We start from the raw sequence: 25,557 nt of genomic DNA, 5'->3' as shown, positions 1-25,557 counted from the left end.
CGCCCCGAGGCTAGGTCCCGGTGATCGCCACCGCCCCGGCCGCAGCCACCTGCTCGTCCTCGCCTGCCGAGCCACCGGAGGCGCCGACCGCACCGACGAGCTCGCCGTCGACGCGCACCGGGACCCCGCCGCCGAAGGCAGCCACCCCGGGCCGGTTGCCGATACCGCGGATCACCGCGTCCTCGCCGGCGAGCGCCTCGTAGAGGCCGGAGGTCGGTGCCCCGCCGAAGCGGACGACGGTCCGCGCCTTGTCGATCGCGATCTCGCCAGAGGCGGCGAAGGCGCCGTCCATGCGGGCGAAGGCGAGCAGCGTCCCGCCGGGGTCGACGACGGCGACGTTCATCCGCAGGTCGTGCTCGCGGGCGTACGCCAGAGCAGCGGCGAGCGCCGCCTCGGCCCCCTCGAGGGTCAAGACGGCGCTGCCGCGGGTGTGCTCGCCCATCCTCAGGTGAGCACGGTGGTGAAGCGTTCGTTGAGCTCGCGGTCGTGGTAGAAGATCCCCTTGCCGATCTGGTCGACGGTCCACACGTGCCTCGGGCGGTCGGGGAAGGCGAGGTACCCGCCGGAGAAGACCTCGTTGCGGTTGCCGCTGGGGTCGAAGAAGTACACGGTCTGCCCGCGGGTGATGCCGTGACGGGTCGGACCGATGTCGATCGGCACGTCATCCATGGTCATCAGGTCCGCCGCGCGACCCACGGAGTTCCAGTCGTCGAGGCGGAAGGCGAAGTGGTGCAGCTTGCCTTGGGGGCCGCCGATGACCGCGAGCTGGTGGATCTGGTTGTTGGAGGTCATCCACGTGCCGACGCACTCGTGGTCGTCCTCGAGGCTGGTCTGCACGCGCTCGGTGGCGTAGAAGCCGAAGACGTCGGAGAGCATCCGCTCCATCGTGCCCACGTCCTCGGTCGTGATGAGGGAGTGGTCGAGGGCCGGGGCGCCGATACCGACGAGGTGGCGGGGGAAGACCTCGGGGTTGTGCGTGCCCACCTCGGTGCCGATCGCGGTCGCCTGGTGGTAGACCTCGAAGACGTGCTCGCTCGGCGTGACGAAGCGGATGCCGTCGCCGATCTCCGGGTTGTCCCCCTTCGACATGCGCTCGACGGTCAGGCCGAAGGCCTTGGCCTTGGCCTCGACGTCGTCGATGTCGGCCTCGTGCTCGACCTTCCAGCCGTACTTGACGACGCCGACGCCCCCCTCCTCGAGGACGACCGAGTGGTGGTCCCACTCGTCCCAGCCCTTGTAGAAGACGCGCTTGTTGCCCTCCGGGGAGGTGTCCTCGAGGGTCTCGTAGAGACCCAACGTCGAGGCATAGTGGTTCTTCGCCTCGGTCATGTCGGTGACACGCACGTGGGCGTAACCCATCCGCATGATGCCCATGTCTACTGCTCCTCCAGTGGGGTGCCCGCAGACCGCTCGCGGTCGCAGCGCGCCGCGTTGATCTTGCCGAGCAGGGGGTTGACGAGCCGCAGGGACGCGTCTCGCATCTCGATGACCAGGTCCTCGTCGGCGACGGCGCGGCAGCTCAAGCAGGTGCCGTCGGTGCGCTCGTCCTCGGAGACGACCGAGTCGGCCACGGGTCGGTTGTAGGAGAAGTCGCCGTCGACGACATCCACCTTGCAGATTCCGCAGCCGCCACGGCGGCAACCCACCGTGTAGGCATAACCGGCCTTGTGCAGGCCGGAGAGCAGCGTCTCGCCGGGCTCGATGTGGATCTGCGTGCCCGACGGCTGCACGATGATCGTCGTCATCGAGCACTCCTTCGTGGTCGTGCCGGGTCGCCGACGACCCGGTGGGTCCACTGTGGGCGAGACCACGGACGAAGGGGGCGAACGTTCCCCTTCGCGGAACGGCCGGTCGGTCCCGGCCGGTCGGTCCCGGCTGGCCGGTCGGTCGGTGGCCGGCGCCGGTGGCGCTCGGCTCAACCGTTGTTGCGCTCCTTGGCTCGGATGAGGTCGAGCGCGATGACCGCACCGATGGTGCCCAGCTTTTCGGGGACCGGGACCTGCGGGCTGAAGCCGAGGACATAGCGCTCGCGCCCGAGGAGGGCCTCGGCGACGCCCGGCCAGTGCCGGCTCGCGGTCGCGGCCACACCTCCGGGGCCGGTCACCTGGAACTCGCGGTCCCACATCGACCCCTCGAGCCGCAGCTGCGGGCCGGTCGCGAGCTCGATGCGCAGGGCCTTCGTGAAGAAGGTGAACTCCTTGACGATGCGGGCGACGACCTGACCCTGCCCGTCGTGCACCTCGTAGCGGTCGAGACCGATGCCCGGCGGGTCGACGACCCGCATGAGCAGCGTGCCGTCGGTGTCGACGATCGCCAGCTGCCGGTTGCCCATGAGCAGCCGGGACCCGGCACCTCCCTCGGTGACGATGCGCCCGATCGGCGCACCCGTCAGGTCGTGGATGCCGAAGTCGTTGCTCAGGAAGGAGCGCACCTGGTCCAGGACGAGGGCGTCGGTCTGCAGGATCCCCATGAGGTCAGTGTGCGCTAGCCGTAGGTGTCCCGGGGCCCCCGGCCGTCGCTCGTGCGCCGCGGTCCGCGCGACCACGACGGGGCGCTCGGCCCGTGCACCCGCAGCTCGTGCACGACATCGGGCCCGACGGCCGCGGCGATGCTGCCGAGCAGCGAGCTCGACAGCAGCCGGATCTGCGTCGCCCAGGCCGTCGAGTCGGCCCGGACCGAGAGCACCCCGGCCTCGAAGCTCACCGGCTCGCAGTGCTCGGCGACCTGGCGACCGACGATCTCGGGCCACCGGCCCATGACCGACCCGGCGGCGACGTCGACCTGCCACCCGCGGTCGCCGACGAGTCGCTCGACCTGCTCGCCGACGGTCATCGGGTCGCGGCCGGTGCCGGCGAGCACGCCGCGGGGCTGCCACTTCCGCTTGCGCCGCGGCTTCATGCCGGGTCGCAGCCCCTTCGTCGCCGCGACCGCGCGAGCGCGGGCCAGGGCGGCAGCCGCCGCGTCCTGCTCCTCCTCCGCGGGGGCCGGCGTCGTCGAGGGCTGCGTCTCGTCCCCGCCGTCTCCCGACGAAGGGGGTGGGACCTCCCCTTCGCTCATGGGCCGGACACCTCGCCGAGCGTGACGGAGTAGCGGCGGCCGGCCATCGACTCGGGCACGTCCTCGGGGACGGCAGCGGTGATGAGCACCTGCTCGCAGTCGGCGATCATCGCCGCGAGCCGCTCGCGGCGGCCGCTGTCGAGCTCGGCGAAGACGTCGTCGAGCACGAGCACGGGGTCGTCACCGAGGTCGTGGCGCAGCAGGTGGTAGGCCGCCAGGCGCAGGCCGAGGGCGAAGGACCACGACTCGCCGTGGGAGGCGTAGCCCTTCGCCGGCATCGGCCCCAGGCCCAGGACGAGGTCGTCGCGGTGGGGACCGACGAGGTTGACCCCGCGCTCGATCTCCTGGTCACGCCGCTCACCGAGGGTGTCGAGGAGCATCTGCCGCAGCTCGTCTGGCTCGGGCACCTCGCCGCCGGCGATCGCCTCGGCCGCCTCGTCGTGGAGCGAGCTGCGGTAGACCGCCGTGGCCTCCGACTGGTTGGCGCTGACCTCGCGATAGGCCTGCTGGAGGTGCGGGACGAGGTCACGCAGCAGGCGCAGCCGCGCATAGAGCAGCTGGCTGCCGACCGTCGCGAGATGGTCGTCCCAGATGTCGAGGGTGCGCACGGCGTCCTCGCCCGCGGCCCGGGGATCGACCCCCTCGGGAGCGGCGGAGCTGCGACGGCCGCGACCGCGCCGGCCGCCCAGGAGTGCCGCGGCGGACTTCAGCATGGCCCCGCGCTGCTTGAGGATCTTGTCGTAGTCGGAGCGCACGCCCGACCAGCGGGGCTGCCGCTGGACGAGCAGGTCGTCGAGGAAGCGGCGTCGCTCGCCCGGGTCACCCTTGATGAGCGCGAGGTCCTCCGGCGCGAAGAGCACCGTGCGCAGGGTGCCCAGGACGTCTCGGGTGCGCGGCAGGGGAGAGCGGTTGAGCTTGGCGCGGTTGGCCCGCCCGGGGGTGATCTCCAGCTCGACGAGGCTCTCGCGCTCGTCGCGCACGACGGCGGCACGCACGATCGCCCGGTCGGCGCCGAAGCGCACGAGCGGCTGGTCGATCGCGACCCGGTGGCTGGAGAGCGAGGCGACGTAGCCGATCGCCTCGACGAGGTTGGTCTTGCCCTGGCCGTTGAGCCCGACGAGGGTCGTCACCCCCGGCTCGAGGGCCAGCTCGGCCGCAGGATAGCTGCGGAAGTCGCCGATGCTCAGGTGTCGGACGTACACGGGTCAGGACGCCGGGGGCCGGCCGGCCATCAGAAGACCCCCATGAAGAGCATCACGACGCCGACGAAGCCGGCGAAGGCCATCTTGAGCGTGATCGGATGGGTCTGGAGGTGCTCGCCGATGGGAGCGATGAAGCCGAACATCAGTCTCCCGAGGCCCCACCGGAGGTCTCGCCCGACCCGCTCGTCGGGCCGGCCTGGCTGGCGTCGCCCTTCGGTGCCTGCGCCGGCGTCGTCGGCTTGTCGACCTTCTTCTCCTCCTGGGCGTGGCTCGCCGCGGGGGAGGCCACTCCCTTCGCTGCCTCGGCTCGCAGGTCCTCGCCCTCGGCCACGGTCATCACCTGGTGACCACCGAACTGCCCGCGCAGTGCGGCGACGGCCTGCATCGCCGGACTGACCTGCTGCCGCGAGGCGAAGCGCGCGAAGAGCGAGGCCGAGATGACCGGCATCGGCACGGAGTTGGCGATGCCCTCCTCGACGGTCCAGCGACCCTCGCCCGAGTCGGCGGTGTAGTCACTGACGTCGTCGAGCGTGGGGTTGTCCTCGAGGGCCTTGACCATGAGGTCGAGCAGCCACGAGCGCACGACGGTGCCGCGGCTCCACGCCTTGAAGGCACCCGGCACGTCGGTGACGATGTCCTTGCGCTCGAGCAGCTCGTAGCCCTCGGCGTAGGCGTGCATCAGGCCGTACTCGATGCCGTTGTGGACCATCTTGACGTAGTGGCCGGCACCGACGGCGCCGGCGTGCACGAAGCCCTCGTCGCGCGGACCCTCGGGGCGCAGCGCGTCGAAGATCGGCATCGCCTGCTCGACGTGCTGCGCGTCGCCACCGACCATGAGGCCGTAGCCGTTGTCCAGGCCCCAGATGCCACCGGAGACGCCGCAGTCGAGGTAGCCGACCCCCTTCGCGCTCAACAGCTCGGCATTGGGGCCGTCGTCGCTGAAGCGCGAGTTGCCGCCGTCGATGACGAGGTCACCGGGCTCGAGGCGCTCGGCGAGGTCGGCGACGACCGAGCGGGTCACCTCGCCGGCGGGCACCATGACCCACACGACCCGCGGCGCCGGCAGCGCGTCGACCATCGCCTGGACCGACTCGGCGTCGGAGACCTCGGGGTTGGTGTCGTAGCCGACGACCTCGTGGCCGGCGCGGCGGATGCGCTCGCGCATGTTGCCGCCCATCTTGCCGAGTCCGATGAGACCGATCTGCATGACTGAGCCTTCCTGACGGTGGCACCCCACGACCGGGGCGAAGGGGGGATCAGCCGGCGAGACGCACCGGCTGCAGGACGTAGCGGTAGGTCGTGTCGATCTCGCCGTCCTGGGTGTCCTGACCGGTGATCATCGCCGGCTTGAGGGGGGCGGTGAAGGACAACCGGGTGAAGGTCGTACCGAGGACGCCGAGCCCGTCGAGCAGGTAGCCGGGGTTGAAGGCGACCTCGATGTCGGGGCCGTCGACCTTGGCCTCGACGGCCTCGGAGGCCTGCGCGTCGTCACCGGCGCCCGCCTCGATCGTCACCTGGCCGTCGCTGAAGCGCAGCCGCACGGGGGTGTTGCGCTCGGTGACGAGGGCGACGCGCTTGACGGCCTCGGTGAGCACCTCGGTGTCGACGACCGCCTCGGTCTCGCTCGCGGTGGGGAAGATCTTCGACACCTTGGGGTACTCGCCGTCGAGGAGCCGGCTCGTCGTGTGCCGCTGCCCGGCCTCGAAGCCGACGAGGCCCGAGCCGCCGGCGGCCGCGCCGAGCGAGACCTCGACCGAGCCGGAGGCGCCGAGCGCCTTGGCGGTGTCGGACAGGGTGCGGGCGGGGATGAGCGCGATGTGGCTCGCGTCGGGGGTGTTGGGGCTCCACGTCAGCTCACGCATCGCGAGGCGGTAGCGGTCCGTCGCCAGGAGGGTGACCTTCTCGCCCTCGATCTCCACCCGGACGCCGGTGAGGATCGGCAGGGTGTCGCCGCGGTCGGCGGCGATCTGCACCTGCTGGACCGCCTGGGTGAAGACCGTGCCGTCGATGCTCCCGCTGCCCTCGGGGGAGGTCGGCAGCGTGGGGTACTCGTCGGCGGGCATCTGCAGCAGGGCGAAGCGCGAGCTGCCGCAGGTCACCTGGACCTTGGCGCCCTCGGTCGTGATGTCGACCGGCTTGCCCGGGAGGTTGCGTGAGATGTCGGCGAGCAGGCGACCGAGCACGAGGACGGTGCCGGGCTCGGAGACCTCAGCGGCCACCGTGATGCGGGCCGAGACCTCGTAGTCGAAGGTCGAGAGGGTGAGCGTGCCGTCATCGGTGGCCTCGATGAGGACACCGGCCAGGACAGGGACCGGCGGACGGTTCGGCAGACCACGGGCCACCCAGGTGACCGCCTCGGCCAGCACATCGCGCTCGACGCGGAACTTCACGACAGACCTACCCTTCGACGCGCTCGAGCGCGAGGTCATGGGAATGACACGGATCCACGCGCATGGACGCGTGGGTTCCTGACATTACGTGGTCGGGGGCCGGTTGGGGAACCGAGGGTGATCTTGTGATTCGTCAGGGCTCGTACGTCCACAGGCAGGGCAGCAGCCATGCGTGGGGGAGGGAATGGATGGAGAGAGGACTCATCATCTTCTTCGGCGGTGTGGACACCGTGGACAACCCCCTGCAGCCCGCTGCTGGCACGGATCTTGGGTGTGGATGTCGACGTGGACAGCATGTCGACGAGCTGGCGTGGGGTGTGGACGCAGATGCGTCGTCCCAAGGCTGTCGGGCCCGTGCACAGTCTGTCCACAGCGTCGTCCGCAGGGGCGGCCCCGCGAATGTGGATGGTCGGTGGTGCCAAGGCCCCGTGATGACGTCGACGGCCGGACCCGGGGCGAACCGGGCTCGTGCTGTGGGTCGTCCCGGGTAGGTCTGTGGACGGTGTCGGGCGTGTTGCCCGGTATGCCGGGGAGAGCGCTACCCACAAGACTGTCCACAGCCTGTGGATCTGTGGACGAAGGGGGCGGAGGTGAGCTACCGGACGGTAGGTCACGGACGGGTCGCGGAGCGACACACAGGTGGGGAGAAGCCTGTGGACAACACGGGATCGCCGGATATCCATGGGTATCGGATGATCCGTAGACATCCGGATACGACCGGATCGGGCGAAGGAGGAGTCAGCCGGCCTGCTGCTTGATCCGGTTGGTCAGCTCGGTGACCTGGTTGTAGATCGCGCGGCGCTCGCCCATGAGCTCGCGGATCTTGCGCTCGGCGTGCATGACCGTCGTGTGGTCGCGGCCGCCGAACTGCTCGCCGATACGCGGCAGCGACATCTCGGTCAGCTCCCGGCACAGGTACATCGCGATCTGGCGTGCCGTCGTCAGCTTGCGGGTGCGCGAGGCGCTCTGCAGGTCCTCGATCGTCAGCGAGAAGTAGTCGGCGGTCTGGGCCATGATCGTCGCGCTCGAGATCTCGCTCGACTGCTCGGTCGGGATGAGGTCCTTGAGGACGATCTGCGCCAGGCCGATGTCGACCGCCTGACGGTTGAGGCTGGCGAAGGCCGTGACCCGGATGAGCGCTCCCTCCAGCTCACGGATGTTGGTGCTGATCCGGCTGGCGATGAACTCGAGGACGTCGGCCGGCACGGAGAGCTTTTCCTGGATGGCCTTCTTGCGCAGGATCGCGATCCGGGTCTCGAGGTCCGGGGGCTGCACGTCGGTGAGCAGACCCCACTCGAAGCGGCTGCGCATGCGCTCCTCGAAGCCGGAGAGCAGCTTGGGTGCCACGTCGGAGGTGATGACCACCTGCTTGTTGGCGTTGTGCAGCGTGTTGAAGGTGTGGAAGAACTCCTCCTGCGTCTGCATCTTGCCCTGGAGGAACTGGATGTCGTCGATGAGCAGGACGTCGACGTCGCGGTAGCGGCGCTGGAAGTTGGCAGCCTTGTCGTCGCGGATGGAGTTGATGAAGTCGTTGGTGAACTCCTCGGAGTTCACGTAGCGCACCTTGACGTGGGGGTAGAGGCTGCGGGCGTAGTGGCCGATCGCGTGGAGCAGGTGGGTCTTGCCCAGCCCGGACTCCCCGTAGATGAAGAGCGGGTTGTAGGCCTTGGCCGGGGCCTCGGCGACGGCGACGGCAGCGGCATTGGCAAAGCGGTTGCTCGCACCGATGACGAAGGTGTCGAAGGTGTACTTGGGGTTGAGCCGGGTCAGCTCGACCTGCTCGGGCTCGGGGCGGCCGCGGCGCGCGCGCACCGGCGCCGGCTCGGGGTCGTCGTCGACGAGCCCGTCGTCACGGCCCTCGACCGGGAGCGTGGAGGACAGGCCCTGGGGAGTGGGCTGGACGACCGGGTCGGCCGGGGCGGCCACCGAGTCGTTCTCGGCCAGGCCCTGGGTCGGCGGCAGCGGCTCGCCGTCGGCGAGGTCGGGGTCGACCGTGACGGCCAGTCGGACCTCACGACCCAGCTGCTCTGACAGGGCCTGGGTGACGTGCATGCGCAGTCGCTGCTCGACGAAGTTCTTCGAGAAGTCGTCGGGCACGGCGATCAGGGCGGTGTCGTCGAGGAGGCCGACGAGGCGGGCCATGCTGAGGAAGGCGCGACGGGTGACGGGAACGCCGTCGGCATCGAGGGTGTTGAGGGTGGTTCGCCAGACCTCACCGAAGTCGACCTCGCCTCCGGCCACGGGCGCACACCTCAACTTTTCTGCGGCTCGGCGGCCGATCGGGACTGATGTCGACGGTCATCCTCCCACTGCCGAAGGGTGCATCCACAACGTTGTCCACAGACTGTGGAGATGCATGTCGGGCAGGGTGGTGAGGTGCGACGCTAACAACACACTCCGGTGGCGGCAACCTGACGTCGCGACTTTTTTCGGGCTCCCGGCGTGTCGCGCTGGACAGCCGTCCCCGGGTTGGCATCGTGATCGGTTTCGTCGCGTGCGCGAGGAACCCCGTCATGGTTTGACCCCGCGCGAAGACGTCCCGTACCGTGGACGTCGGCCTGTCGGCCGCTTTCGCATGCCCACGATCTCGCTCGGGACTCCTTCGGTGCCGGACGTGGGTTTCCGATCGCGGCCGAAGCCGCCCACCAGACCTCAGCACCGGGCCCTGGGCCCACTGATCATCGGAGACTGCCATGAGCAAGCGCACCTTCCAGCCCAACAACCGTCGCCGGGCCAAGACGCACGGTTTCCGTCTGCGCATGCGCACCCGCGCCGGCCGGGCCATCCTCAGCAACCGCCGCGCCAAGGGCCGCTCGAAGATCTCTGCCTGACGAGCCGCCCGGTGCTGCCCACGCGGCACCGCCTGACGGAGCGTAGGGACTTCGCGACGACGATCCGGGGCCGCGGCGCTCGACGCCAGGGCTCCTCGTTGCTCGTGGTCCACGCCCGAGTGGCGGACGCGACCCAGACCGACGCCCGGGGGGACGACTCCCCGCGCGTCGGTCTCGTCGTGTCCACGGCCGTGGGCAATGCGGTGACCCGCACCCGGGTCAAGCGCAGGCTGCGGGCCCAGGTGGCACCGCTCCTCGCGGACCTGCCGCCCGGCACCGACGTCGTGATCCGGGCCAACCCCGCGGCCGCCGACGCCGAATCGCACGAGCTGGGCGCCGCCCTTCGGCACTGTCTGCGCTCGGTGCTCGTTGAGCGGGCGAGATGACTCTCCTCGCCCAGCCCCTCATCTGGCTCGTTCGCGGCTACCAGGTGCTCGTGTCCCCGCTGCTGCCGCAGTCCTGCCGCTACTTCCCCAGCTGCTCCGCCTACGGGCTGACCGCCCTGCGGCGCTTCGGGTTGGTGCGGGGCGGCTACCTGACCGTGCACCGCATCGTGCGGTGCAACCCCTGGTCCGCCGGGGGCATCGACCATGTGCCCGAGACCTGGGCGCAGCGCGGATCGCCTGACCTGGCCACGCCGCGCTTCGCCGATGTCGAGGGCCACGACGACGGCGTCGGCACCGACGCCACCGACCGAAGGACGTTCACCACGTGAGCTTCAGCGACATCATGTACCCCTTCGAGTGGCTCGTCGCCTGGATCATGTATCTGTGGCACGGGGCGTTCACGGCGATCGGGCTGCCGGAGGCCGGCGGCTGGACCTGGACCCTGTCCATCGTCGGTCTCGTGATCGTCATGCGGGCGGCGCTCATCCCGCTCTTCGTCAAGCAGATCCACGCCTCGCGCAAGATGCAGCTCATCCAGCCCGAGATGCAGAAGATCCAGGCGAAGTACAAGGGCAAGACCGACCCCGACTCCCGGCAGAAGATGACCGAGGAGACGATGGCGCTGTACAAGGACAGCGGCACCAACCCCTTCTCCTCGTGCCTGCCGATCTTCGTGCAGATGCCCTTCTTCTTCGGCCTCTTCCGCGTCCTGAACAGCCTCGACGAGATCGGCTCCGGCGCCAAGGCCGGCATCGGCCCGATCACCCAGCAGGTGGCCGCCCAGGCGGAGTCCTCGTCGATCTTCGGCGCCCAGCTGTCCGCGCAGTTCCTCGGGACCGGAGGCGGGATCAGCGTCAAGGTCGTGACAATCACGCTGATCATCCTCATGTCCCTGACGACCTTCACCACGCAGTATCAGCTGATGCGCAAGAACATGCCCGCGACGGCTCTCGAGGGGCCCTTCGCGCAGCAGCAGAAGATGATGCTGTACCTCTTCCCGATCATCTTCGCCGTCTCCGGCGTGTACTTCCCGATCGGTGTGCTCATCTACTGGTTCACGACCAACGTGTGGACCATGTGCCAGCAGTTCTACGTGATCCGGCGCATGCCGGCCCCGGGCTCCGCGGCCGAGAAGGCCATGCAGGACCGCCGCCGCAAGGCCGGGAAGTCGATCGACACCCCGGAGGAGACGCGCGAGCGCAAGCACGACGCCGAGATGGCCCAGGAGTTGGAGGCCAAGGGCGTCATCTCCGGGCAGCGCCAGCAGCCGACCTCGAAGAAGCGGGCCAAGAAGAAGGGCGGCCCGCCGCCGAAGTCCGGCTCGAGCTCCGCGGTGGACGAAGACCGCCCCCGGACCGACAACTGACCCCCGACGGGCCCGGAGGTCCGGGCCCGTCGACCGCCACACGCAGGAGAGACCATGAGCGACAACCTGACGACCGAGGTCGTTGAGGACCAGGCTGACGCGCCCGCAGAGCAGGCGCCGGCCCCGAAGAAGAACCGACGCCAGCTCCTGGAGCGCGAAGGGGAGGTCGCTGCCGACTTCCTCGAGACGCTTCTCGACATCGCTGACCTCGACGGCGACATCGACCTGGACATCGACGGGGACCGCGCCGCCGTGGCCATCGTCGACTCCGACGAGGGCCGCGTGCCACGCCGCCTCGTCGGGCAGGACGGCAAGGTGCTCGAGGCACTGCAGGAGCTGACGCGCCTGGCCGTGCAGTCGGCCACGGGTGACCGCAGCCGCTTGATGCTCGACGTCGCCGGTCACCGCGCAGCCCGTCGGGCCGAGCTCGTCGAGATCGCCCGCACCGCGATCGAGGAGGTCAAGACCTCCGGCAACTCGGTCGACCTCGAGCCGATGAGTGCCTTCGAGCGCAAGGTCGTCCACGACGAGGTGCTCGCCGCGGGCCTCGAGTCGGACTCCTCCGGCACCGAGCCGCGACGATTCGTCGTCGTTCACCCCGCACAGGTGGCCCCTGCCGCTGGCGAGAGCGCCGAGCCTGCCGACGGGGAGTCCGTGGCGGAGACCACGGGCGAGGCCGAGCCCGATGCATCCGAGGTGTGAGCATCCCGTTTCACGTGAAACGCTAGGGGCATGACGATCGACATCCCCGAGGCACCCGAGGGCGCCCGCCGATTCTTCGGCGGGCGCCTTCCTCGTGCCGAGACATTCGCCGCAGTGCTCGCGGACACGGGCGTGAGTCACGGACTCATCGGTCCGCGCGAGCTCCCGATCCTGTGGGAGCGGCACATCCTCAACTGCGCCGTCATCGAGGACGCCTTCACCGAGGGGGAAGGTCATCGACGTCGGCTCGGGAGCGGGCCTTCCGGGCCTCGCCGTGGCCATCGCCCGACCCGACCTCGACGTGCACCTGGTCGAGCCGATGCAACGGCGCACGGAGTGGTTGCGTGCCGCTACCGAGGCCACCGGCCTGGACAACGTCACGGTGCACCGGGGTCGCGCCGAGGAGTTCCACGGGGTCCTGTCCGCTCCGCATGTCACCGCGCGTGCGGTGGCGGCCCTCGACAAGCTGGCGCGCTGGTGCTGCCCGATGGTGGCTCCCGGCGGGCAGCTCGTGGCGATGAAGGGACAGTCGGCCTCGGCCGAGATCGACAAGGCGACCAAGGTGCTGCGGCGACTGGGTGTCACCGCGACCACGATCACCGAGCACGGCGCGGACGTCCTCCCCGCCCCCACGCTCACGGTCGACTGCACCGTCGGGACGGCGCGGACCTGAGGCGCGCGCTCCTGACGGCCCCGGCGTTTCACGTGAAACGCCGGGCCGCGACGATCGCCTCGTTTCACGTGAAACGCATCTGGCGATGGGTGTGCCATCCCTCGATGAGCTCCTGCACCCGGCCGCGAACACCCATCCCGTTGTCCACTGATTCTGTGGACAACACGACTGATTCGGTGGAAAACCCCCGAATTGCCCCCCATTTGTCCACAGCCCGCTCCCCGTTTGGCGTGTCGTCCCGGTCTGGGGTTGTATGGCTGGGCTCGCAGTCCCTTGAGGAGGAATGTCTCGGTGACCACACCACGCACCGTCGCCCCGGGTATCGGATGGCCGGCCCTCGAGGTCCCCACCGACACCGCACCGATCGGCTGGTTCGGGGTGCACCCAGCGTCCTCGGAGACCGTGCCCGAGACACCCGACGCGAGCGCCGTCGGCACGCTGGTACCGGATGACAGGGTCCACGAGGCCAACGATGACGAGGAGTGCCCCGTGGACCCCACGACCAGCCAACCGGAGGTCGTCGACGGCTCGTCCACGGCACCACGTGTGACCACGGCGCTGCCCCGCCCTCCGCAGCCGCGCATCATCACGGTGTCCAACCAGAAGGGTGGGGTCGGCAAGACGACGACCGCGGTGAACATCGCAGCGGCTCTGGCTGACGCGGGGCTGCAGGTCCTGCTCATCGACACCGACCCCCAGGGCAACGCCAGCACGGCCCTCAACATCGATCACCACGCCGAGGTGCCGAGCATCTACGACGTGCTCGTCGACGGCACGCCGATCTCCGAGGTCATGCAGGCCTGCCCCGACGTCGACAACCTCTGGTGCGTCCCCGCGACGATCGACCTCGCCGGTGCCGAGATCGAGCTGGTCTCCCTCGTCGCCCGCGAGAGCCGTCTGAGCAAGGCCATCGCGGCGTGGATGGCCGAGCGCGAGGAGGCCGGGGATCCTCGTATCGACTACGTCCTCATCGACTGCCCGCCGAGTCTCGGGCTGCTCACGGTCAACGCCTTCGTGGCCGCGCGTGAGGTGCTCATCCCGATCCAGTGCGAATACTACGCCCTCGAGGGCCTGAGTCAGCTGCTGAAGAACATCGACCTCATCCGCACGCACCTCAACCCGGCGTTGCACGTGTCGACGATCCTGCTGACCATGTACGACGGCCGCACCCGGCTGTCCGCCCAGGTCGCCCAGGAGGTGCGCGAGCACTTCCCTGAGCAGGTCCTCAGCTCCACCGTCCCCCGATCCGTTCGCGTCTCCGAGGCGCCAAGCCACGGGCAGACGGTCATCACCTACGACCCCCAGAGCACGGGCGCCCGGTCCTACACCGACGCGGCCACCGAGATCGCCCGCCGCGGCGCAGAGCAGAAGGACAACGCATGAGTGACAAGCGACGCGGACTCGGACGTGGCCTCGGCGCCCTGATCCCTGACTCTGCGGCCGCCGGCCGGTCTGCAGAGCGACCGGTGGACGTCTTCTTCCGTGACCAGGAGCGGCCCACTGCCCTGCCCAACACCGTCGCCGGCAAGATCGCCGAGGCGACTGCCCAGGCGCCGGCCACCCCGGTCCCCGCGGACCATGACGCCGTGACCATGGACGTCTCGCCCGAGACGGGTGCTGAGGGCTCGGTGAGCGACCCCTCGCCCGCCGACGAGGCTCCGGGCACCTCGGCCACGACGGACGACCCCGGCGACCGCCTCGCGCCCGTCCCCGGCGCCAGCTTCGCGGAGATCCCGCTCGACGCGATCCGGCCCAACCCGCGCCAGCCGCGCACCGTCTTCGACGAGGACGACATGAGCGAGTTGGTCCACTCGATCCGGGAGATCGGGGTCCTGCAACCGATCGTCGTGCGCCGGGTGAGCGATGGTGACGACGGCGTCGACTTCGAGCTCATCATGGGTGAGCGTCGCTGGCGTGCCAGCCGAGCCGCGGAGCGCGAGAGCATCCCGGCGATCGTCAAGGCCACCGAGGACGACGACCTCCTGCGTGACGCGCTCCTCGAAAACCTCCACCGCAGCAACCTCAACCCCCTGGAGGAGGCGGCCGCCTACCAGCAGCTCCTCGACGACTTCGGCTGCACCAAGGAAGAGCTCGCCGGCCGCATCGGCCGGTCGCGGCCGCAGATCTCCAACACGCTGCGCCTGCTGCGGCTGCCGCCGATGGTGGCTCGCCGCGTGGCGGCGGGTGTGCTCAGCGCTGGTCACGCGCGGGCGCTCCTCACTCTCGACGACGGGGAGCAGATGGAGCGGCTGGCGCAGCGCATCGTCGCCGAGGGCCTGTCCGTGCGCAGCGTCGAGGAGATCGTCGCTCTGGGCCTGGCCCCGGAGAAGGAGCGGCGGACGGCTCCGCGCGCCGGGCGCCACCACCCCCAGCTCGACGACCTAGCCGGTCGGGTGAGTGACCGCCTGGACACCCGGGTCAAGATCAACCTCGGGCAGCGCAAGGGCCGGATGACGATCGAGTTCGCCTCGATGGAGGACCTGCATCGCGTCCTCGGTCAGATGGGCGTGGCCTCCGAGGACGTCGACGGCTGAGCTGGACCACGACATGCGAGAGGGCCCCACGGTGACATCACCGTGGGGCCCTCTCACATGGTCAACGAGACGAATCTCGCTGTGCCACAGGCAAACTCAGCCGACGAAGGGCTCGATCTCCTTGACCAGCTTGGGCTTGGGCATGGCGCCCACGAGGGTCTTGACGATCTCGCCGTCCTTGAAGACGTGCATCGTCGGGATCGACGTGATGCCGTAGCGCGCCGTGATCTGCGGGTTGGCGTCGGTGTCGAGCTTGACGATCTTCAGCTTGCCGTCGTACTGACCGGACAGCTCTTCGAGGACGGGGGCGACAGCGCGGCACGGGCCGCACCAGGTGGCCCAGAAGTCGACGAGGACCGGGGTGTCGCTCTCGAGGACGTCCTGGTCGAAGGTGGCGTCGGTGGTGGGGGAGGTAGCCATTGGGGGTCCTTCTCTCTCGGTGGGTGTGGTCTGGGGGTCGGTGCGGCAGGACCGCTCAGCGGGCGCCGACGGTGCCGGCGACGGGGTTGTCCTGGGCGGTCAGGGCCTGGTCCACGGCGGGAGCCGCAGCCTCCTCGTGGGCCGCGAGCCAGCGCTCGGCGTCGAGCGCGGCTGCGCAGCCGGAGCCGGCGGCCGTGATCGCCTGACGATAGGTGTGGTCGACGAGGTCACCGGCGGCGAAGACGCCGTCGAGGTTGGTCCGGGAGGACCGGCCCTCGGTGAGCACGTAGCCCTCGTCGTCGAGGTCGACGACGTCTCGGACGAGCTCGTTGCGCGGGTCGTGGCCGATGGCCACGAAGAGCCCGGTGGCCTCGATCTCACGGGTCTCGCCGGTGACGGTGTCGCGCAGGGTCAGGCCGGTGACCTTGTCGTCGCCGTGGATCGCGGCGACCTCGGAGTTCCACGCGAAGCGGATCTTGTCGTTGGAGTGGGCACGGTCGGCCATGATCTTGCTGGCGCGCAGCTCGTCGCGGCGGTGGACGATGGTCACCGAGCGGGCGAACTTCGTCAGGAAGGTGGCCTCCTCGACGGCGGAGTCGCCGCCGCCGACGACGACGATGTCCTGCTCGCGGAAGAAGAAGCCGTCGCACGTCGCGCACCAGCTGACGCCGTGCCCGGACAGGCGCTTCTCGTCGGGGAGGCCGAGCTCGCGGTAGGCCGACCCCATCGCGAGGATGACTGCGCGGGCCCGGTGGGTGTTGCCCTCACCGTCGGTGACCACCTTGACCGGGCCGGTGAGCTCGACCGCGGTCACGTCGTCGGTGACGATCTCGGTGCCGAAGCGCTCGGCCTGGGCGCGCATGTTGAGCATGAGGTCGGGGCCCATGATGCCCTCGGTGAAGCCGGGGAAGTTCTCGACGTGGGTCGTGTTCATCAGGGCGCCGCCGGCGGTGACGGACCCCTCGAACATCAACGGCTCGAGGTTGGCGCGGGCGGCGTAGACGGCCGCGGTGTATCCCGCGGGGCCGGAACCGATGATGATGACATTGCGGATGTCGGTGCTGGCGTCGGCCACGGGGTGAGTCCTTGGGGTCGGGTGAAGTCGGTCTGAGGTGACAACGTCATCGTAGGCGCGGTCTGTTCCATGGTCGCCCACTGCACGATGAAGGGGGATCACCTCACCGGCCGCAGACCCGCCCGCGGGTCGGGCTACTGCGGGACGGCGACGGAGTCGGGCCAGATCGGCTCGCACCCGGAGGTGATCGCCCAGGCCCGGGCCTCGCCGTCGGGCGGGGTCTGCGCGATGAGCAGCAACCCGTCCTTGCCCTCGAAGGTCGCCACGTCGATGACGACGGCCTGCAGCTGTGGCTGACCCAGGCGGGTGAGGCAGTCCGTCGCCCCGGCCGCGGTCGTCAGGGTGCCGAGGACCTTGTCGTTCTTGGGCTCGGGGGCCTGCGTCGGGTCCTCGAGCAGCGTGGCCGCCTCGGACCCCAGCGACGAGCGGGTGTAGTCGGTGCCACTGGCGGTGATCGAGAAGGCCGGGACCTCACCCCTAGCTTCGCTGCCGTCCGCGGCCGCCGAGCTCTCGGTGGCCGAGCTCTGGCTCGAGGTCTGCATCGGCGCGGCGTCTCCGGCGCTGCCAGCCTCGTCGGACCCGCTCTGCGAGAGCATCAACCCGCCCACGCCCAGCGCGACGACCGTCGCTGCAGCCGCACCGAGGATCCACGGGGCGACCGAGCGGCGCCGGCGGGGACCATCGGGCTCGCTCATCGTGCTCCAGAAGCCGGAGCCCTCGTCCTCGGCCAGGGAGTCCTCGTCGGGCTCGCCCGCACGGTCGGGATCGGTGCGGGCGGCCTGCTCGTCCGCGAGCGTGGCGCGGATGCGCTCGGCCAGGTCGTCGGGCATCGGCCCGCTCTCCCGGAGGGAGGCGAGGAGGTGACGCATCCCGGTGGGGTCCTGGTCCTGGGTCATGGCCGCCTCCCTTCGTCTGTCTGGTGGCCTGTTGTGTCTGACGAGGCAGCGGCGCCTGAGGTTCCGTCGACGCCCACACCTGCGGCCGCGAGGATCTTGCCGAGGGCCTCACGGCCGCGCGAGCAGCGGGACTTGACCGTGCCCGTGGGGATGTCGAGGATCTGCGCGGCCTCGGCCACGGGGAGCCCGTGCATGTCGACGAGCACGAGCGCGACCCGGTGCTCGTCGGACAGGCGGGTGAGCGCCTCGTGCACCGCCAGCCGGGTGTCGACCTTGCCCGTCGCGTCGGCGGCCGGGGGCACCGACGCGATGACCTCGTCGGTGAGCTCGCTCGTCGGGCGGACCTTGCGGGTCAGGTCGATGCAGGCGTTGACGACGATGCGGTGCAGCCACGTGGTGACCGCCGCGTCACCGCGGTAGGAGCCGGCCCGTCGGAAGGCGGAGACGAAGCCCTCCTGGACGGCCTCGGCCGCGATCTCGCGGTCGCCGCACACGCCGACCGCCACGGCCCACATGCGGTCGCGGTGGCGGCGGTAGATCTCACCGAAGGCTTCGGCATCGCCCTCGACGTGCCGGCGCAGGAGCAGCCGGTCGTCGATCTCGGCGAGGGATGCGTCGCTCATCTGGTGGCCCCTCAGCGGACGGTGATCTCGCCGAGCGCCGCGCGGTAGCGTCCGTCGTCGCTCGGGGTCAGGGAGGTGAACCACACCGTGACGTAGCGGCCGTTGACCGCCGAGGAGGGCTGCAGCTCCACCTCGCCGGTGCGGCCCTGGGTGCGGCCGACCTCGGTACCGGAGTTGGCCGGCTGCTCGCCGGCGAAGACGGTGGCCTGGGCGCTCGTCGGCAGCTGCAGGGTCACCGAGCTGATCGACTGGGACTGGCCCAGGTCGACGGTGATGCCGACGCCCTGCTTGACGCCGCCGAAGGCCTCGCTGCCGTAGCCCTCGGTCGTCCAGGTGGTGTCGGGGTTGCCGTCGTAGACGCGCGGTGCCTCGGCATTGTGCTCGACCCCGTCACCCGGGGCAGGGTCGTAGCCGGCGGCATTGGCGATGGCGAGCGGCTCGCCACCACCCGAGGAGCTGCCCGAGCCGCCGGTGTCCTCGCTCGTGGCGACCGCGGTGGTCTCGTCACCGCCGAGGATGCGGCCCAGGTCGGAGCCGGAGCCGATCCGCGAGGCGCCGATACCGCCGAAGAGGCAGGCGAGCGCGACGAAGCCCGCCATGAGCACGAGCACGAGGTTGGCCTGGCGGCGGCTCGGCGGTGCGCCCGCCTCGGCCGGCAGCAGCGGTGCCGGGGCCTCGACCTCGGCGGTCGTCGGCGCCGAGCCGAGAGAGCTGCGGGTGCGCTGGTCGGCCCGGATGGCCTCGCGGCGGGCCCGGGCGTCGTGGATGGCCTCGCGGGAGCGGCCACCAGCCGTCTTGGCCGCCTTGCCGAGGCGGTCGCCGAGGACCTTGCCCCCGGTGCCGACGGCGCCGGCGGCGGCAGCAGCTGCGGCGGCCGCCGCGGTCCGGCGGCCGTGGGCGCTCTCGTCGCGGGAGCCCTCGTCGCGGGAGCGCTCTCGGGGCAGTCGCTGCGTGCTGTCGTCGTCGCGGGCGGCCCGGCTGCGCTGGCTGCGCCCGGCCGGCGTCTCGTCGCCCCGGGTGATCGTGGTGGTGACTCCCTCGCGCTGACCGAGGTTGATCTCGCGGGTCACCTCGTCGTCGCTCTCGCGCGGGATGGCCGTCGTCTCGTCGCCGTCGGCAGCGGACGCCACGGCGGCGCCGCCGGCGAGCGCCCCACCGGCGACGGCGGCACCTGAGCCACCCGCCTCGTCGGGAGTCTCGGTGTCGGACCGGGAGCCTGTCGGCACGGCGTGCGTGGTCTCGTCGGCAGCGGACGGCGCGGTGCGCAGGGCCCCGGCGAGCGGGATGCGCGACCAGGGGGCGATCTGGGCGGCGTAGTCACCGGGTGAGTCCGGACCGGTGCCCTCGCCGAGCGTCTCGCGGCAGATCGTGTCGAGGTCACCGGGGACCCCGACCGCCACGCGCGAAGGGGGTGGCGGTCCGCTGCCGTCGCGGGTGGCGCTGGGCAGTCCGCTGGGCCGATCGAGCGGCCAGGTGCCGGTGAGGCCGGCATAGGCCAGGGCCACGACGCCGGTCGCGTCGTCGCGGTCGGCCTCCTCACCCTCGGTCTCGATGCCGGCGAGGGCGGCAGCGGTGGCCAGCCCCTGGACCTTGACCCGGCCGTCGCCGGTGAGGAGCACCAGGTCGGGGGTCAGAGCCAGGTGGTGCAGGCCTCGGGCCCGGGCGGCCTCGATGCCCGTGGCGACCTCGCCGGTGATCCGGCGAACCTCCTCCGCGGGCAGCCCGTCGGTGCCGATGGCCTCGGTGTAGGTCGTCGCGTCGCCCACGGCGTCTTCGGCGATGAAGGACAGCCCGTCCTCGCTGCCGACGTCGAGGATGCGCACCAGCTGGGCCGCCTCGACACCGGCGGCCCGCCGGGCCGCGTCGAGTGCGGCAGCGGTCGAGTCTGCGTCGCTGGGCATGACGACGAGCGTCACGTCTCGGTCGAGCGTCGTGTCGCGCGCCGCCCAGCGCTCGCCGCCGGGGATCTCCTCGATCCGCGTCTCGACGGTGTAGCGACCGAGCTCCGTCCCCGGGTTCACCCCGTGCACGCTGCCCCTCTCGTCGGTGTGTGCCTGCCGCGCCATCCTAGGTCCACCCGGCGGCCCATCCGGGGAGCCGGGTCCGGGGGCGCGTCAGCCACGTCGCAGGCGCCGGGTCAGCGGGGCGAGGAGCTCGGAGACCTCCTCCACCCGCAGGCGGAGGGAGACCGCCAGTGCCACGGCGACGACGACGACGCCCACGAGGGCGGTGATGGCGAGGGCACCGACCCAGGTGCCGCCGTCGACCACGACCAGCAGGCCGCGCAGCACGCCCCAGCCCACGAGGGTCCCGAGCGCGGTCGCGATGCCCATGCGCACGAACTGCCGGACCACGCGGGCCAGCCCCAGCGACCCGAGGCGGCCACGCAGCAGCCACAGGCCGATGATCGCGGCGGCGAGGTTGGAGACGGTCTGCCCCAGCCCGACCCAGGTGGCGGCGTGGACGGGGGCGCCGATGCTGCCGACGAAGGTGAAGGTCAGGGCGACCCCGGTGAGGACGAGCTGCAGGACGAAGGGGGTGCGTCCGTCTTCGTAGGCGTAGAACGCGCGCTGCACGAGGAAGAACCAGCCGTAGGGCACGAGCCCGATCATCATGGCGACGAGGACACCGACGGAGGCGTCCGTCTGGTCGCGCGGGGTGCCCGGGAGGACGGCCGCGAGCAGCCACGGGGAGACGAGGAGGATCGCCGCGGTCCCCGGCAGCAGGATCGAGCCGGGCAGCGTCAGGCCGCGGCGCAGGTCGGCGGTCACCGCTCGCGTGTCGCCGTCGTGCGCGGCGTGCGAGATCCGGGTGAAGAGGGCGGTGACGAGGGAGACGGTGATGATGCCGTGCGGCAGCATGAAGAGCAGGAAGGCGTTGGCGTAGGCGGTCAGGCCGGCGCCCTCGACCCCCTGGGCATCGGCGGCGTGCAGGGCGCCCGTGAGCACCCGGGAGTTGACGAGGTAGGCGCCCTGCCCGACGACGACGGCGGCGAAGGCCCACATCGCCATCCGCGAGGCCCCGCGCAGGCCACTGCCGCGCAGCCCCCAGACCGGGCGGAAGCGCAGGCCGGTGCTGCGCAGGGCCGGGACGAGCGCGAAGGCCTGCAGGGCGATCGAGACGGTCGCCGACCCGCCGAGCACGGCGATCATCGTGGGGGTCCACTCGTCGACGGAACCCTGGCGGGTCTGGTCGGTGAGGACGAACCACAGCAGGCCACCGATGGCGACGAGGTTGGCCAGCGCCGGTGACCACATGAAGGCCCCGAACTTGTGGTGGGCCGTGAGGACCTGGCCGAGCAGCGTGTAGAGCCCGTAGAAGAAGACCTGTGGCAGGCACAGCACGGCGAAGGCGGTCGCCAAGGTGCGTGCCTCGGGCGGCCAGCTGCTGGAGACGACGAGCGAGACGAGCAGCGGCGCCGCGAGCATGAGCAGCAGGGTGATGACGGCCAAGGCCGTCACCGACAGCGTGAGCAGCCGGTTGATGTAGGTCGTCCCGCCGTCGGCGTCGCGCATCGCCCGGGTGATCTGGGGGACGATGACGGCATTGAGCACGCCACCGGCGATGAGCAGGTGGAAGATGTTGGGCAGCGTGTTGGCGGCATTCCACGCGTCGGCGGCGATGATCGTCAGGCCGACGACATAGGCCGTGAGGCTGTTGCGGGCGAAGCCCAGCACCCGGGAGAAGAGGGTGCCCGAGGCCATGATCGCGCTGGACCGGCCGATGTCAGGGCCGGAGCGGTGCTCGGCCTCGTCGCCGAGGTCCTCCTGCGGGGTCGCGGCCTCGCTCATGCGTCATGTCCCCTCGGGGTCCGTGGTCTCGGGCGCGGCCGCCCGTGCGCGACGGCCGCCCCGCACGGTACGCCACGTGCCTGCCGCGAGCAGGAGCGCGGCCGCGCCGCCGATGACCCAGTAGATCGAGTCCCCCGTGGGCCGGACCTTGACCTGGAGGGAAGCCGGTGCGGCGATCTCGCGCCCTCCGGGCGTGGTCACCGCGACGTCGACCGGGACCTGCCCGGCCGCCAGGGCGGAGGCCTGCACGGTGACGGTCTGCCGCCCGCCGGGCCCGATGGTCACGAGTTCGGGCTGCTCGTCGATGCGCAACGAGTGGTTGCCGGGGGTGAGGCGAACGGCGAGGTTGGACAGCTGGACGTCGGTGTTGTTGACGATGGTGATCTGCAGTCGACCCGTGTCGGCGAAGAAGTTGACGTCGCCCGACGAGACGACGAGGTCGTCCCGGGCGAGGGTCACCTCCTGCTCGATCTCGTCGTGCATCCGGATGAAGCCGTAGCCATGGCCCCGCCACCGCGTCGACGTCAGCTGCTGGAGCGAGGTCTGCATCTGCGACCGCCAGCCGGTGCCGTCGGAGCGCACCGAGGCGAAGGTGGCCATCGACCGGGCGTCGCGCAGCAGTCGCTGGGCGCGGCTCTCGGCGAGCATCGGGCCGGGAGTCGCCGCGGGCCGGGTCGCGTCGGCGATCTGGCCGCGCGTGCGCGGCGTCTGCGAGGCCTCGGCGTCCCGGGCGTGGTCGAGCGTCGACCGCAGGTCGCCGCCACCGAGCCACGGGATGTCGTCGGCGCTGTCGCGCAGCTCCTGCCAGGCGGTCGCTGAGGGGGTGCTGCCCCGGTCGGGGACGATGACGACGGTGCGGGAGGTGCCGGGGCGCTCGCGGAGCACGGCCGCGGTCTCGGCGACGAGCTGCTGGCGGGCCAGGGTCACGTCGGCGTCGGAGGCCAGGCCCTCGACGACCTGGGACAGCGGCCCGTCGCGCACGACGACCGGGCTCCCGGCGGAGGTGCGCTCGCCACCCGTCGGGGTGAAGCCCGACGGCTCCAGGCTCGTGCTCGGGACGAGCAGCGTCGGGTCGACGCCGCCGGGCCGCAGCTCGTGCAGGGCCTCGGCGCGCTCGCCGGTGGCCAGCCCGTCGGCCGGCCAGAGCACGTCGCTGCGTGCCCCGAGGGCCTGCGCGACCCGGGCGCCGTCGGCGAGCCGGGCCGAGACGAGGCGCCCCGCGGGCTCGGACTCGGCGCCCGCGGCGACGTCGGCGTCGGCGTCGGCGAGCACGAGGGTCCGCGAGCCGACGATCCGCTCGCGCAGGGTGGCGGCGAACTCCCTTCGCACGTCCCGCTCGGCGTCCTGGACGTCACCACCGGTCGCGGGCACGTCGAGCAGGGAGGGGTCGACGAGCCAGAACTCGTCGTCGGCGGGCTCCTCGGCGGTGAGCGCAGCCAGCCGCGAGTCCTCGCCGAGGGTCTCCTGCCAGGCCCGTGTCCGGTCGTCGCGTCCGGTGCTCCACAGGCGGCGGTCGGCGGGCAGGAGGAGCGGGACGCCCCAGAGCACGTCGAGCGGTTCGTACTCCTTGGTCCGGTGCACCCCGATGAAGGTGTGCACGGCGCGCGCATCGGTCTGGATGCTCACCCAGGCGGCGCCGGCGGAGGTGCCCGGCAGCAGGTCGGTGCCGTCGACCTGCAGGGTGAAGGTCGCCGAGCCACCGGCCGGCACGTCGTCGAGGGTCGTCGCGGCGAGCGCCGTCCCGGAGACGGGGGTGTCCCCCTTCGCCCACTCCGCGATGTCGGACCGGCCGGAGCCGGCCTCCTGGGGGACCACGGCGACCCGCGGGCCGTCGAGGGTCTCGCTGCCGGTGTTGCTCACCCGGCCACGGACGGTGGCGGTGCCGTCGCCGTCGACGACCGGGGTGATCGAGGTGATCGTGATCCGGGCATCGCCCGGACCGGCGGGTGCGGCAGCGACGGGGAGCGCGACGAGCAGGGCGAGCAGCAGGCCCGCGATGCCCGCGCTCAGGCGTCGCCGGCGAGCCGCTGCCACGCCTCCCTCGCGATGCGTCGTTCGTTGGGGAAGGTCAGGTGTCGGTGCGCCTCGCGCAGGGGGAGCCAGGCGACGTCGACGGCCTCGTGGTCGGGGTCGTTGTCGATCGTCAGGTACCCGCCGATGGCCTCGAGCAGGTAGTGGTGGACGAACTTGTGGATCCGTCGGTCGGGGGTGGCGAACCAGTAGTCGATGGTCCCGAGCTCGACGAGGACCCGCGCCTCGATGCCGGTCTCCTCGGCGACCTCGCGGGCAGCGGTCTCGACGAGCGTCTCCTCGCCCTCGATGTGCCCCTTGGGCAGGCACCACTCGAGACGACCGGCTCGGTTGCGTCGGGCGATGACGGCGATCCGCGCCTCGCCCTCGTGGACGTCGACGACCACCCCGCCCGCGCTGCGCTCCTCGACCGCGGGCAGACGGCGCTGCGGTCCGGAGGTGGGAGCGGGGTGACTCATGTGGTCACTGTAGCCATGCGACCTCAGGGGCCTCCTCGGGTGGCGAACCCTGCCCTTCCCGCACTGCGGGGTCGCGCCGTCGTCACTACTGTCTGGTAGGTCCGTCAACGAGGACGGACCGCGTCGACGACGACGCACGATCCCAGGGAGACTCTGATGCAGCCCACCCTCCGCAGGACCTTCACGGCGGCCGGTGCCGCCACCCTCATCAGCCTGACCTGGGGGGTGGGCTCGGCGGGCGCCGCACAGGAGGCGGAGCCGGTCACCGGTCCCTACCAGCTGAACTTCAGCAGCTCGCTCCTCTACTCACTGGTCCACCCCGATGCACAGCCGCAGGGCGTCAACGACTGGGGGTGCACCCCCCGGGCCGGGGAGAACCCCGTGGTCCTCGTCCACGGCACCTATGCCAACCAGTACGACTCCTTCGCCCGGATGGCGCCGGAGCTGAAGTGGGCCGGCTACTGCGTGTACTCCTTCAACTACGGCACCGACGGCACCGACGCCGCCGCCCAGATCCCCGGCGTCTACGGGACGACCGGGCTCTCGGGCAACGGGGACGAGCTCGCGGCCTTCGCCGCCACCGTCCGCGAGCGCACCGGGGCCAGCAAGCTCGACATGGTCGGCTGGTCCCAGGGCGGCACGCTCATCACGGACGTGCTGAAGAAGCACGGCGGCGGTGGGGTCGACGACGTCGTGACCCTCGCCGGCAGCCACCACGGCACGACCCTGTCGGGTCTGGGGACGATCGCCGAGGCCGTCGGGGCGACCGACCTCACCCGGGCCGGGCTGGGCCAGGCCGCCGTCGACCAGATGCAGGGGTCGGAGTACATCACCGCCCTCACGGCCGACGGCGACACCGTGCCCGGGGTCGACTACACCGTCATCGGGACGAAGTACGACGAGGTGGTCACCCCCTACCGCAGCACCTTCCTCACCGCCGGTCCGGGAGCCACGGTCCGCAACATCACCCTCCAGGACGGGTGCGCGATCGACGTCAGCGACCACCTGTCGATGACCCACAGCCCCCGGGTCATCGACATCACCAAGCGCGCGCTCAAGGCCGACGGGTCGGGCACCCTGCGCTGCCTGCCCAACGCCCCGGTGCTGTGATGTCGGGTCGGG

The 25,557-nt window shown here is 71.2% G+C and carries 26 protein-coding genes; 9 read left to right on the top strand and 17 right to left on the bottom strand.

All coding sequences use genetic code 11. The features are described from left to right. Window positions 1–10: 10 nt before the first annotated feature. From NYE39_RS11110 to dnaA, 9 genes are all read right to left on the bottom strand, one after another. Window positions 11–442, bottom strand: a complete 432-nt coding sequence (locus tag NYE39_RS11110; RefSeq protein WP_072623299.1) for a GlcG/HbpS family heme-binding protein — start codon at window positions 440–442, stop codon at window positions 11–13. Between the two features lie 2 nt (window positions 443–444). Beyond that, window positions 445–1,374, bottom strand: a complete 930-nt coding sequence (locus tag NYE39_RS11105) for a catechol 2,3-dioxygenase (protein WP_072623298.1) — start codon at window positions 1,372–1,374, stop codon at window positions 445–447. Window positions 1,375–1,376: 2 nt separating this feature from the next. Then, window positions 1,377–1,745, bottom strand: a complete 369-nt coding sequence (locus NYE39_RS11100) for a 2Fe-2S iron-sulfur cluster-binding protein (RefSeq protein ID WP_072623297.1) — start codon at window positions 1,743–1,745, stop codon at window positions 1,377–1,379. Window positions 1,746–1,915: 170 nt separating this feature from the next. After that, window positions 1,916–2,470, bottom strand: a complete 555-nt coding sequence (locus tag NYE39_RS11095) for an LURP-one-related/scramblase family protein (protein WP_341012705.1) — start codon at window positions 2,468–2,470, stop codon at window positions 1,916–1,918. A gap of 14 nt (window positions 2,471–2,484) precedes the next feature. Further along, window positions 2,485–3,057, bottom strand: a complete 573-nt coding sequence (locus NYE39_RS11090; protein ID WP_341012704.1) for a DUF721 domain-containing protein — start codon at window positions 3,055–3,057, stop codon at window positions 2,485–2,487. Beyond that, on the bottom strand, window positions 3,054–4,259 hold the full coding sequence (recF, locus tag NYE39_RS11085; RefSeq protein WP_341012703.1) for a DNA replication/repair protein RecF: 1,206 nt from the start codon (window positions 4,257–4,259) through the stop codon (window positions 3,054–3,056). The genes NYE39_RS11090 and recF overlap by 4 nt, the downstream gene beginning before the upstream one ends. Before the next feature lie 142 nt (window positions 4,260–4,401). Further along, window positions 4,402–5,466, bottom strand: a complete 1,065-nt coding sequence (gnd, locus tag NYE39_RS11080; protein ID WP_072623294.1) for a phosphogluconate dehydrogenase (NAD(+)-dependent, decarboxylating) — start codon at window positions 5,464–5,466, stop codon at window positions 4,402–4,404. Window positions 5,467–5,515: 49 nt separating this feature from the next. Beyond that, entirely contained in the window at window positions 5,516–6,649 is a 1,134-nt protein-coding gene (gene dnaN / locus NYE39_RS11075) for a DNA polymerase III subunit beta (protein WP_072623293.1), read from the bottom strand. 738 nt (window positions 6,650–7,387) lie between these two features. Then, entirely contained in the window at window positions 7,388–8,890 is a 1,503-nt protein-coding gene (dnaA, locus tag NYE39_RS11070) for a chromosomal replication initiator protein DnaA (RefSeq protein WP_341012702.1), read from the bottom strand. 452 nt (window positions 8,891–9,342) lie between these two features. On the opposite strand from dnaA, the gene rpmH reads away from it, so the two are divergent. The 8 genes from rpmH to NYE39_RS11030 all read left to right on the top strand — a co-directional run bounded on the left by rpmH (window position 9,343) and on the right by NYE39_RS11030 (window position 15,141). Next, entirely contained in the window at window positions 9,343–9,480 is a 138-nt protein-coding gene (gene rpmH, locus NYE39_RS11065; RefSeq protein WP_072626039.1) for a 50S ribosomal protein L34, read from the top strand. A gap of 11 nt (window positions 9,481–9,491) precedes the next feature. Continuing rightward, the gene (gene rnpA, locus NYE39_RS11060) at window positions 9,492–9,866 is read left to right on the top strand and encodes a ribonuclease P protein component (protein ID WP_072626038.1); all 375 of its coding nucleotides are present in this window, start codon (window positions 9,492–9,494) and stop codon (window positions 9,864–9,866) included. Further along, the gene (yidD, locus tag NYE39_RS11055) at window positions 9,863–10,195 is read left to right on the top strand and encodes a membrane protein insertion efficiency factor YidD (protein ID WP_072626037.1); all 333 of its coding nucleotides are present in this window, start codon (window positions 9,863–9,865) and stop codon (window positions 10,193–10,195) included. Before rnpA ends, yidD begins: the two co-directional genes overlap by 4 nt. Continuing rightward, window positions 10,192–11,232, top strand: a complete 1,041-nt coding sequence (gene yidC, locus NYE39_RS11050; protein WP_083546244.1) for a membrane protein insertase YidC — start codon at window positions 10,192–10,194, stop codon at window positions 11,230–11,232. The genes yidD and yidC overlap by 4 nt, the downstream gene beginning before the upstream one ends. A 54-nt stretch (window positions 11,233–11,286) precedes the next feature. Further along, complete coding sequence (locus tag NYE39_RS11045; RefSeq protein WP_072626036.1) at window positions 11,287–11,934, top strand: Jag family protein; 648 nt, start codon at window positions 11,287–11,289, stop codon at window positions 11,932–11,934. A 274-nt stretch (window positions 11,935–12,208) separates the two neighbouring features. After that, entirely contained in the window at window positions 12,209–12,607 is a 399-nt protein-coding gene (locus tag NYE39_RS11040) for a 16S rRNA (guanine(527)-N(7))-methyltransferase RsmG (protein WP_341012701.1), read from the top strand. 291 nt (window positions 12,608–12,898) lie between these two features. Continuing rightward, window positions 12,899–13,990, top strand: coding sequence for a ParA family protein (locus tag NYE39_RS11035; RefSeq protein ID WP_341012700.1), 1,092 nt, complete (start codon window positions 12,899–12,901; stop codon window positions 13,988–13,990). Next, window positions 13,987–15,141 (top strand): ParB/RepB/Spo0J family partition protein, encoded by a 1,155-nt coding sequence (locus NYE39_RS11030; RefSeq protein ID WP_192911201.1) that lies wholly within the window; start codon window positions 13,987–13,989, stop codon window positions 15,139–15,141. Before NYE39_RS11035 ends, NYE39_RS11030 begins: the two co-directional genes overlap by 4 nt. A gap of 96 nt (window positions 15,142–15,237) precedes the next feature. On the opposite strand, the gene trxA is transcribed toward NYE39_RS11030, so the two are convergent. From trxA to NYE39_RS10990, 8 genes are all read right to left on the bottom strand, one after another. Further along, window positions 15,238–15,561, bottom strand: coding sequence for a thioredoxin (gene trxA, locus NYE39_RS11025; protein ID WP_072626033.1), 324 nt, complete (start codon window positions 15,559–15,561; stop codon window positions 15,238–15,240). 55 nt (window positions 15,562–15,616) lie between these two features. Next, entirely contained in the window at window positions 15,617–16,636 is a 1,020-nt protein-coding gene (gene trxB, locus NYE39_RS11020) for a thioredoxin-disulfide reductase (protein ID WP_072626032.1), read from the bottom strand. 134 nt (window positions 16,637–16,770) lie between these two features. Continuing rightward, on the bottom strand, window positions 16,771–17,532 hold the full coding sequence (locus NYE39_RS11015; protein ID WP_341012699.1) for a hypothetical protein: 762 nt from the start codon (window positions 17,530–17,532) through the stop codon (window positions 16,771–16,773). Continuing rightward, the gene (gene sigM, locus NYE39_RS11010; RefSeq protein ID WP_341012698.1) at window positions 17,529–18,155 is read right to left on the bottom strand and encodes an RNA polymerase sigma factor SigM; all 627 of its coding nucleotides are present in this window, start codon (window positions 18,153–18,155) and stop codon (window positions 17,529–17,531) included. The genes NYE39_RS11015 and sigM overlap by 4 nt, the downstream gene beginning before the upstream one ends. 11 nt (window positions 18,156–18,166) lie before the next feature. Beyond that, on the bottom strand, window positions 18,167–20,176 hold the full coding sequence (locus tag NYE39_RS11005) for a hypothetical protein (RefSeq protein WP_341012697.1): 2,010 nt from the start codon (window positions 20,174–20,176) through the stop codon (window positions 18,167–18,169). A 93-nt stretch (window positions 20,177–20,269) separates the two neighbouring features. Next, window positions 20,270–21,946 carry a murein biosynthesis integral membrane protein MurJ gene (gene murJ / locus NYE39_RS11000; RefSeq protein WP_341012696.1) on the bottom strand — a complete coding sequence of 559 codons (1,677 nt, stop codon included), beginning with the start codon at window positions 21,944–21,946 and terminating at the stop codon, window positions 20,270–20,272. 3 nt (window positions 21,947–21,949) lie between these two features. Continuing rightward, window positions 21,950–23,980 carry a DUF6049 family protein gene (locus NYE39_RS10995; protein ID WP_341012695.1) on the bottom strand — a complete coding sequence of 677 codons (2,031 nt, stop codon included), beginning with the start codon at window positions 23,978–23,980 and terminating at the stop codon, window positions 21,950–21,952. Then, window positions 23,953–24,435: an NUDIX hydrolase gene (locus tag NYE39_RS10990; protein ID WP_072626027.1), complete on the bottom strand. Its 483-nt coding sequence runs from the start codon at window positions 24,433–24,435 to the stop codon at window positions 23,953–23,955. The genes NYE39_RS10995 and NYE39_RS10990 overlap by 28 nt, the downstream gene beginning before the upstream one ends. Window positions 24,436–24,591: 156 nt before the next feature. On the opposite strand from NYE39_RS10990, the gene NYE39_RS10985 reads away from it, so the two are divergent. Beyond that, window positions 24,592–25,545 (top strand): esterase/lipase family protein, encoded by a 954-nt coding sequence (locus NYE39_RS10985; protein ID WP_341012694.1) that lies wholly within the window; start codon window positions 24,592–24,594, stop codon window positions 25,543–25,545. Window positions 25,546–25,557 lie beyond the last annotated feature (12 nt).

Source organism: Janibacter sp. FSL W8-0316 (assembly GCF_038004165.1).
In the GTDB taxonomy this organism is placed as follows: Bacteria; Actinomycetota; Actinomycetes; order Actinomycetales; family Dermatophilaceae; genus Janibacter; species Janibacter indicus.
This window is presented reverse-complemented; position numbering and strand designations above follow the sequence as displayed.

Excerpts from the sequence above, each read along its gene's own strand:
- NYE39_RS11110 (WP_072623299.1), bottom strand. The coding sequence starts at position 442 with ATGGGCGAGCACACCCGCGGCAGCGCCGTCTTGACCCTCGAGGGGGCC.
- NYE39_RS11105 (WP_072623298.1), bottom strand. The coding sequence starts at position 1,374 with ATGGGCATCATGCGGATGGGTTACGCCCACGTGCGTGTCACCGACATG.
- NYE39_RS11100 (WP_072623297.1), bottom strand. The coding sequence starts at position 1,745 with ATGACGACGATCATCGTGCAGCCGTCGGGCACGCAGATCCACATCGAG.
- NYE39_RS11095 (WP_341012705.1), bottom strand. The coding sequence starts at position 2,470 with ATGGGGATCCTGCAGACCGACGCCCTCGTCCTGGACCAGGTGCGCTCC.
- NYE39_RS11090 (WP_341012704.1), bottom strand. The coding sequence starts at position 3,057 with ATGAGCGAAGGGGAGGTCCCACCCCCTTCGTCGGGAGACGGCGGGGAC.
- gnd (WP_072623294.1), bottom strand. The coding sequence starts at position 5,466 with ATGCAGATCGGTCTCATCGGACTCGGCAAGATGGGCGGCAACATGCGC.
- rpmH (WP_072626039.1), top strand. The coding sequence starts at position 9,343 with ATGAGCAAGCGCACCTTCCAGCCCAACAACCGTCGCCGGGCCAAGACG.
- yidD (WP_072626037.1), top strand. The coding sequence starts at position 9,863 with ATGACTCTCCTCGCCCAGCCCCTCATCTGGCTCGTTCGCGGCTACCAG.
- NYE39_RS11045 (WP_072626036.1), top strand. The coding sequence starts at position 11,287 with ATGAGCGACAACCTGACGACCGAGGTCGTTGAGGACCAGGCTGACGCG.
- NYE39_RS11030 (WP_192911201.1), top strand. The coding sequence starts at position 13,987 with ATGAGTGACAAGCGACGCGGACTCGGACGTGGCCTCGGCGCCCTGATC.
- trxA (WP_072626033.1), bottom strand. The coding sequence starts at position 15,561 with ATGGCTACCTCCCCCACCACCGACGCCACCTTCGACCAGGACGTCCTC.
- NYE39_RS11015 (WP_341012699.1), bottom strand. The coding sequence starts at position 17,532 with ATGACCCAGGACCAGGACCCCACCGGGATGCGTCACCTCCTCGCCTCC.
- sigM (WP_341012698.1), bottom strand. The coding sequence starts at position 18,155 with ATGAGCGACGCATCCCTCGCCGAGATCGACGACCGGCTGCTCCTGCGC.
- murJ (WP_341012696.1), bottom strand. The coding sequence starts at position 21,946 with ATGAGCGAGGCCGCGACCCCGCAGGAGGACCTCGGCGACGAGGCCGAG.
- NYE39_RS10990 (WP_072626027.1), bottom strand. The coding sequence starts at position 24,435 with ATGAGTCACCCCGCTCCCACCTCCGGACCGCAGCGCCGTCTGCCCGCG.
- NYE39_RS10985 (WP_341012694.1), top strand. The coding sequence starts at position 24,592 with ATGCAGCCCACCCTCCGCAGGACCTTCACGGCGGCCGGTGCCGCCACC.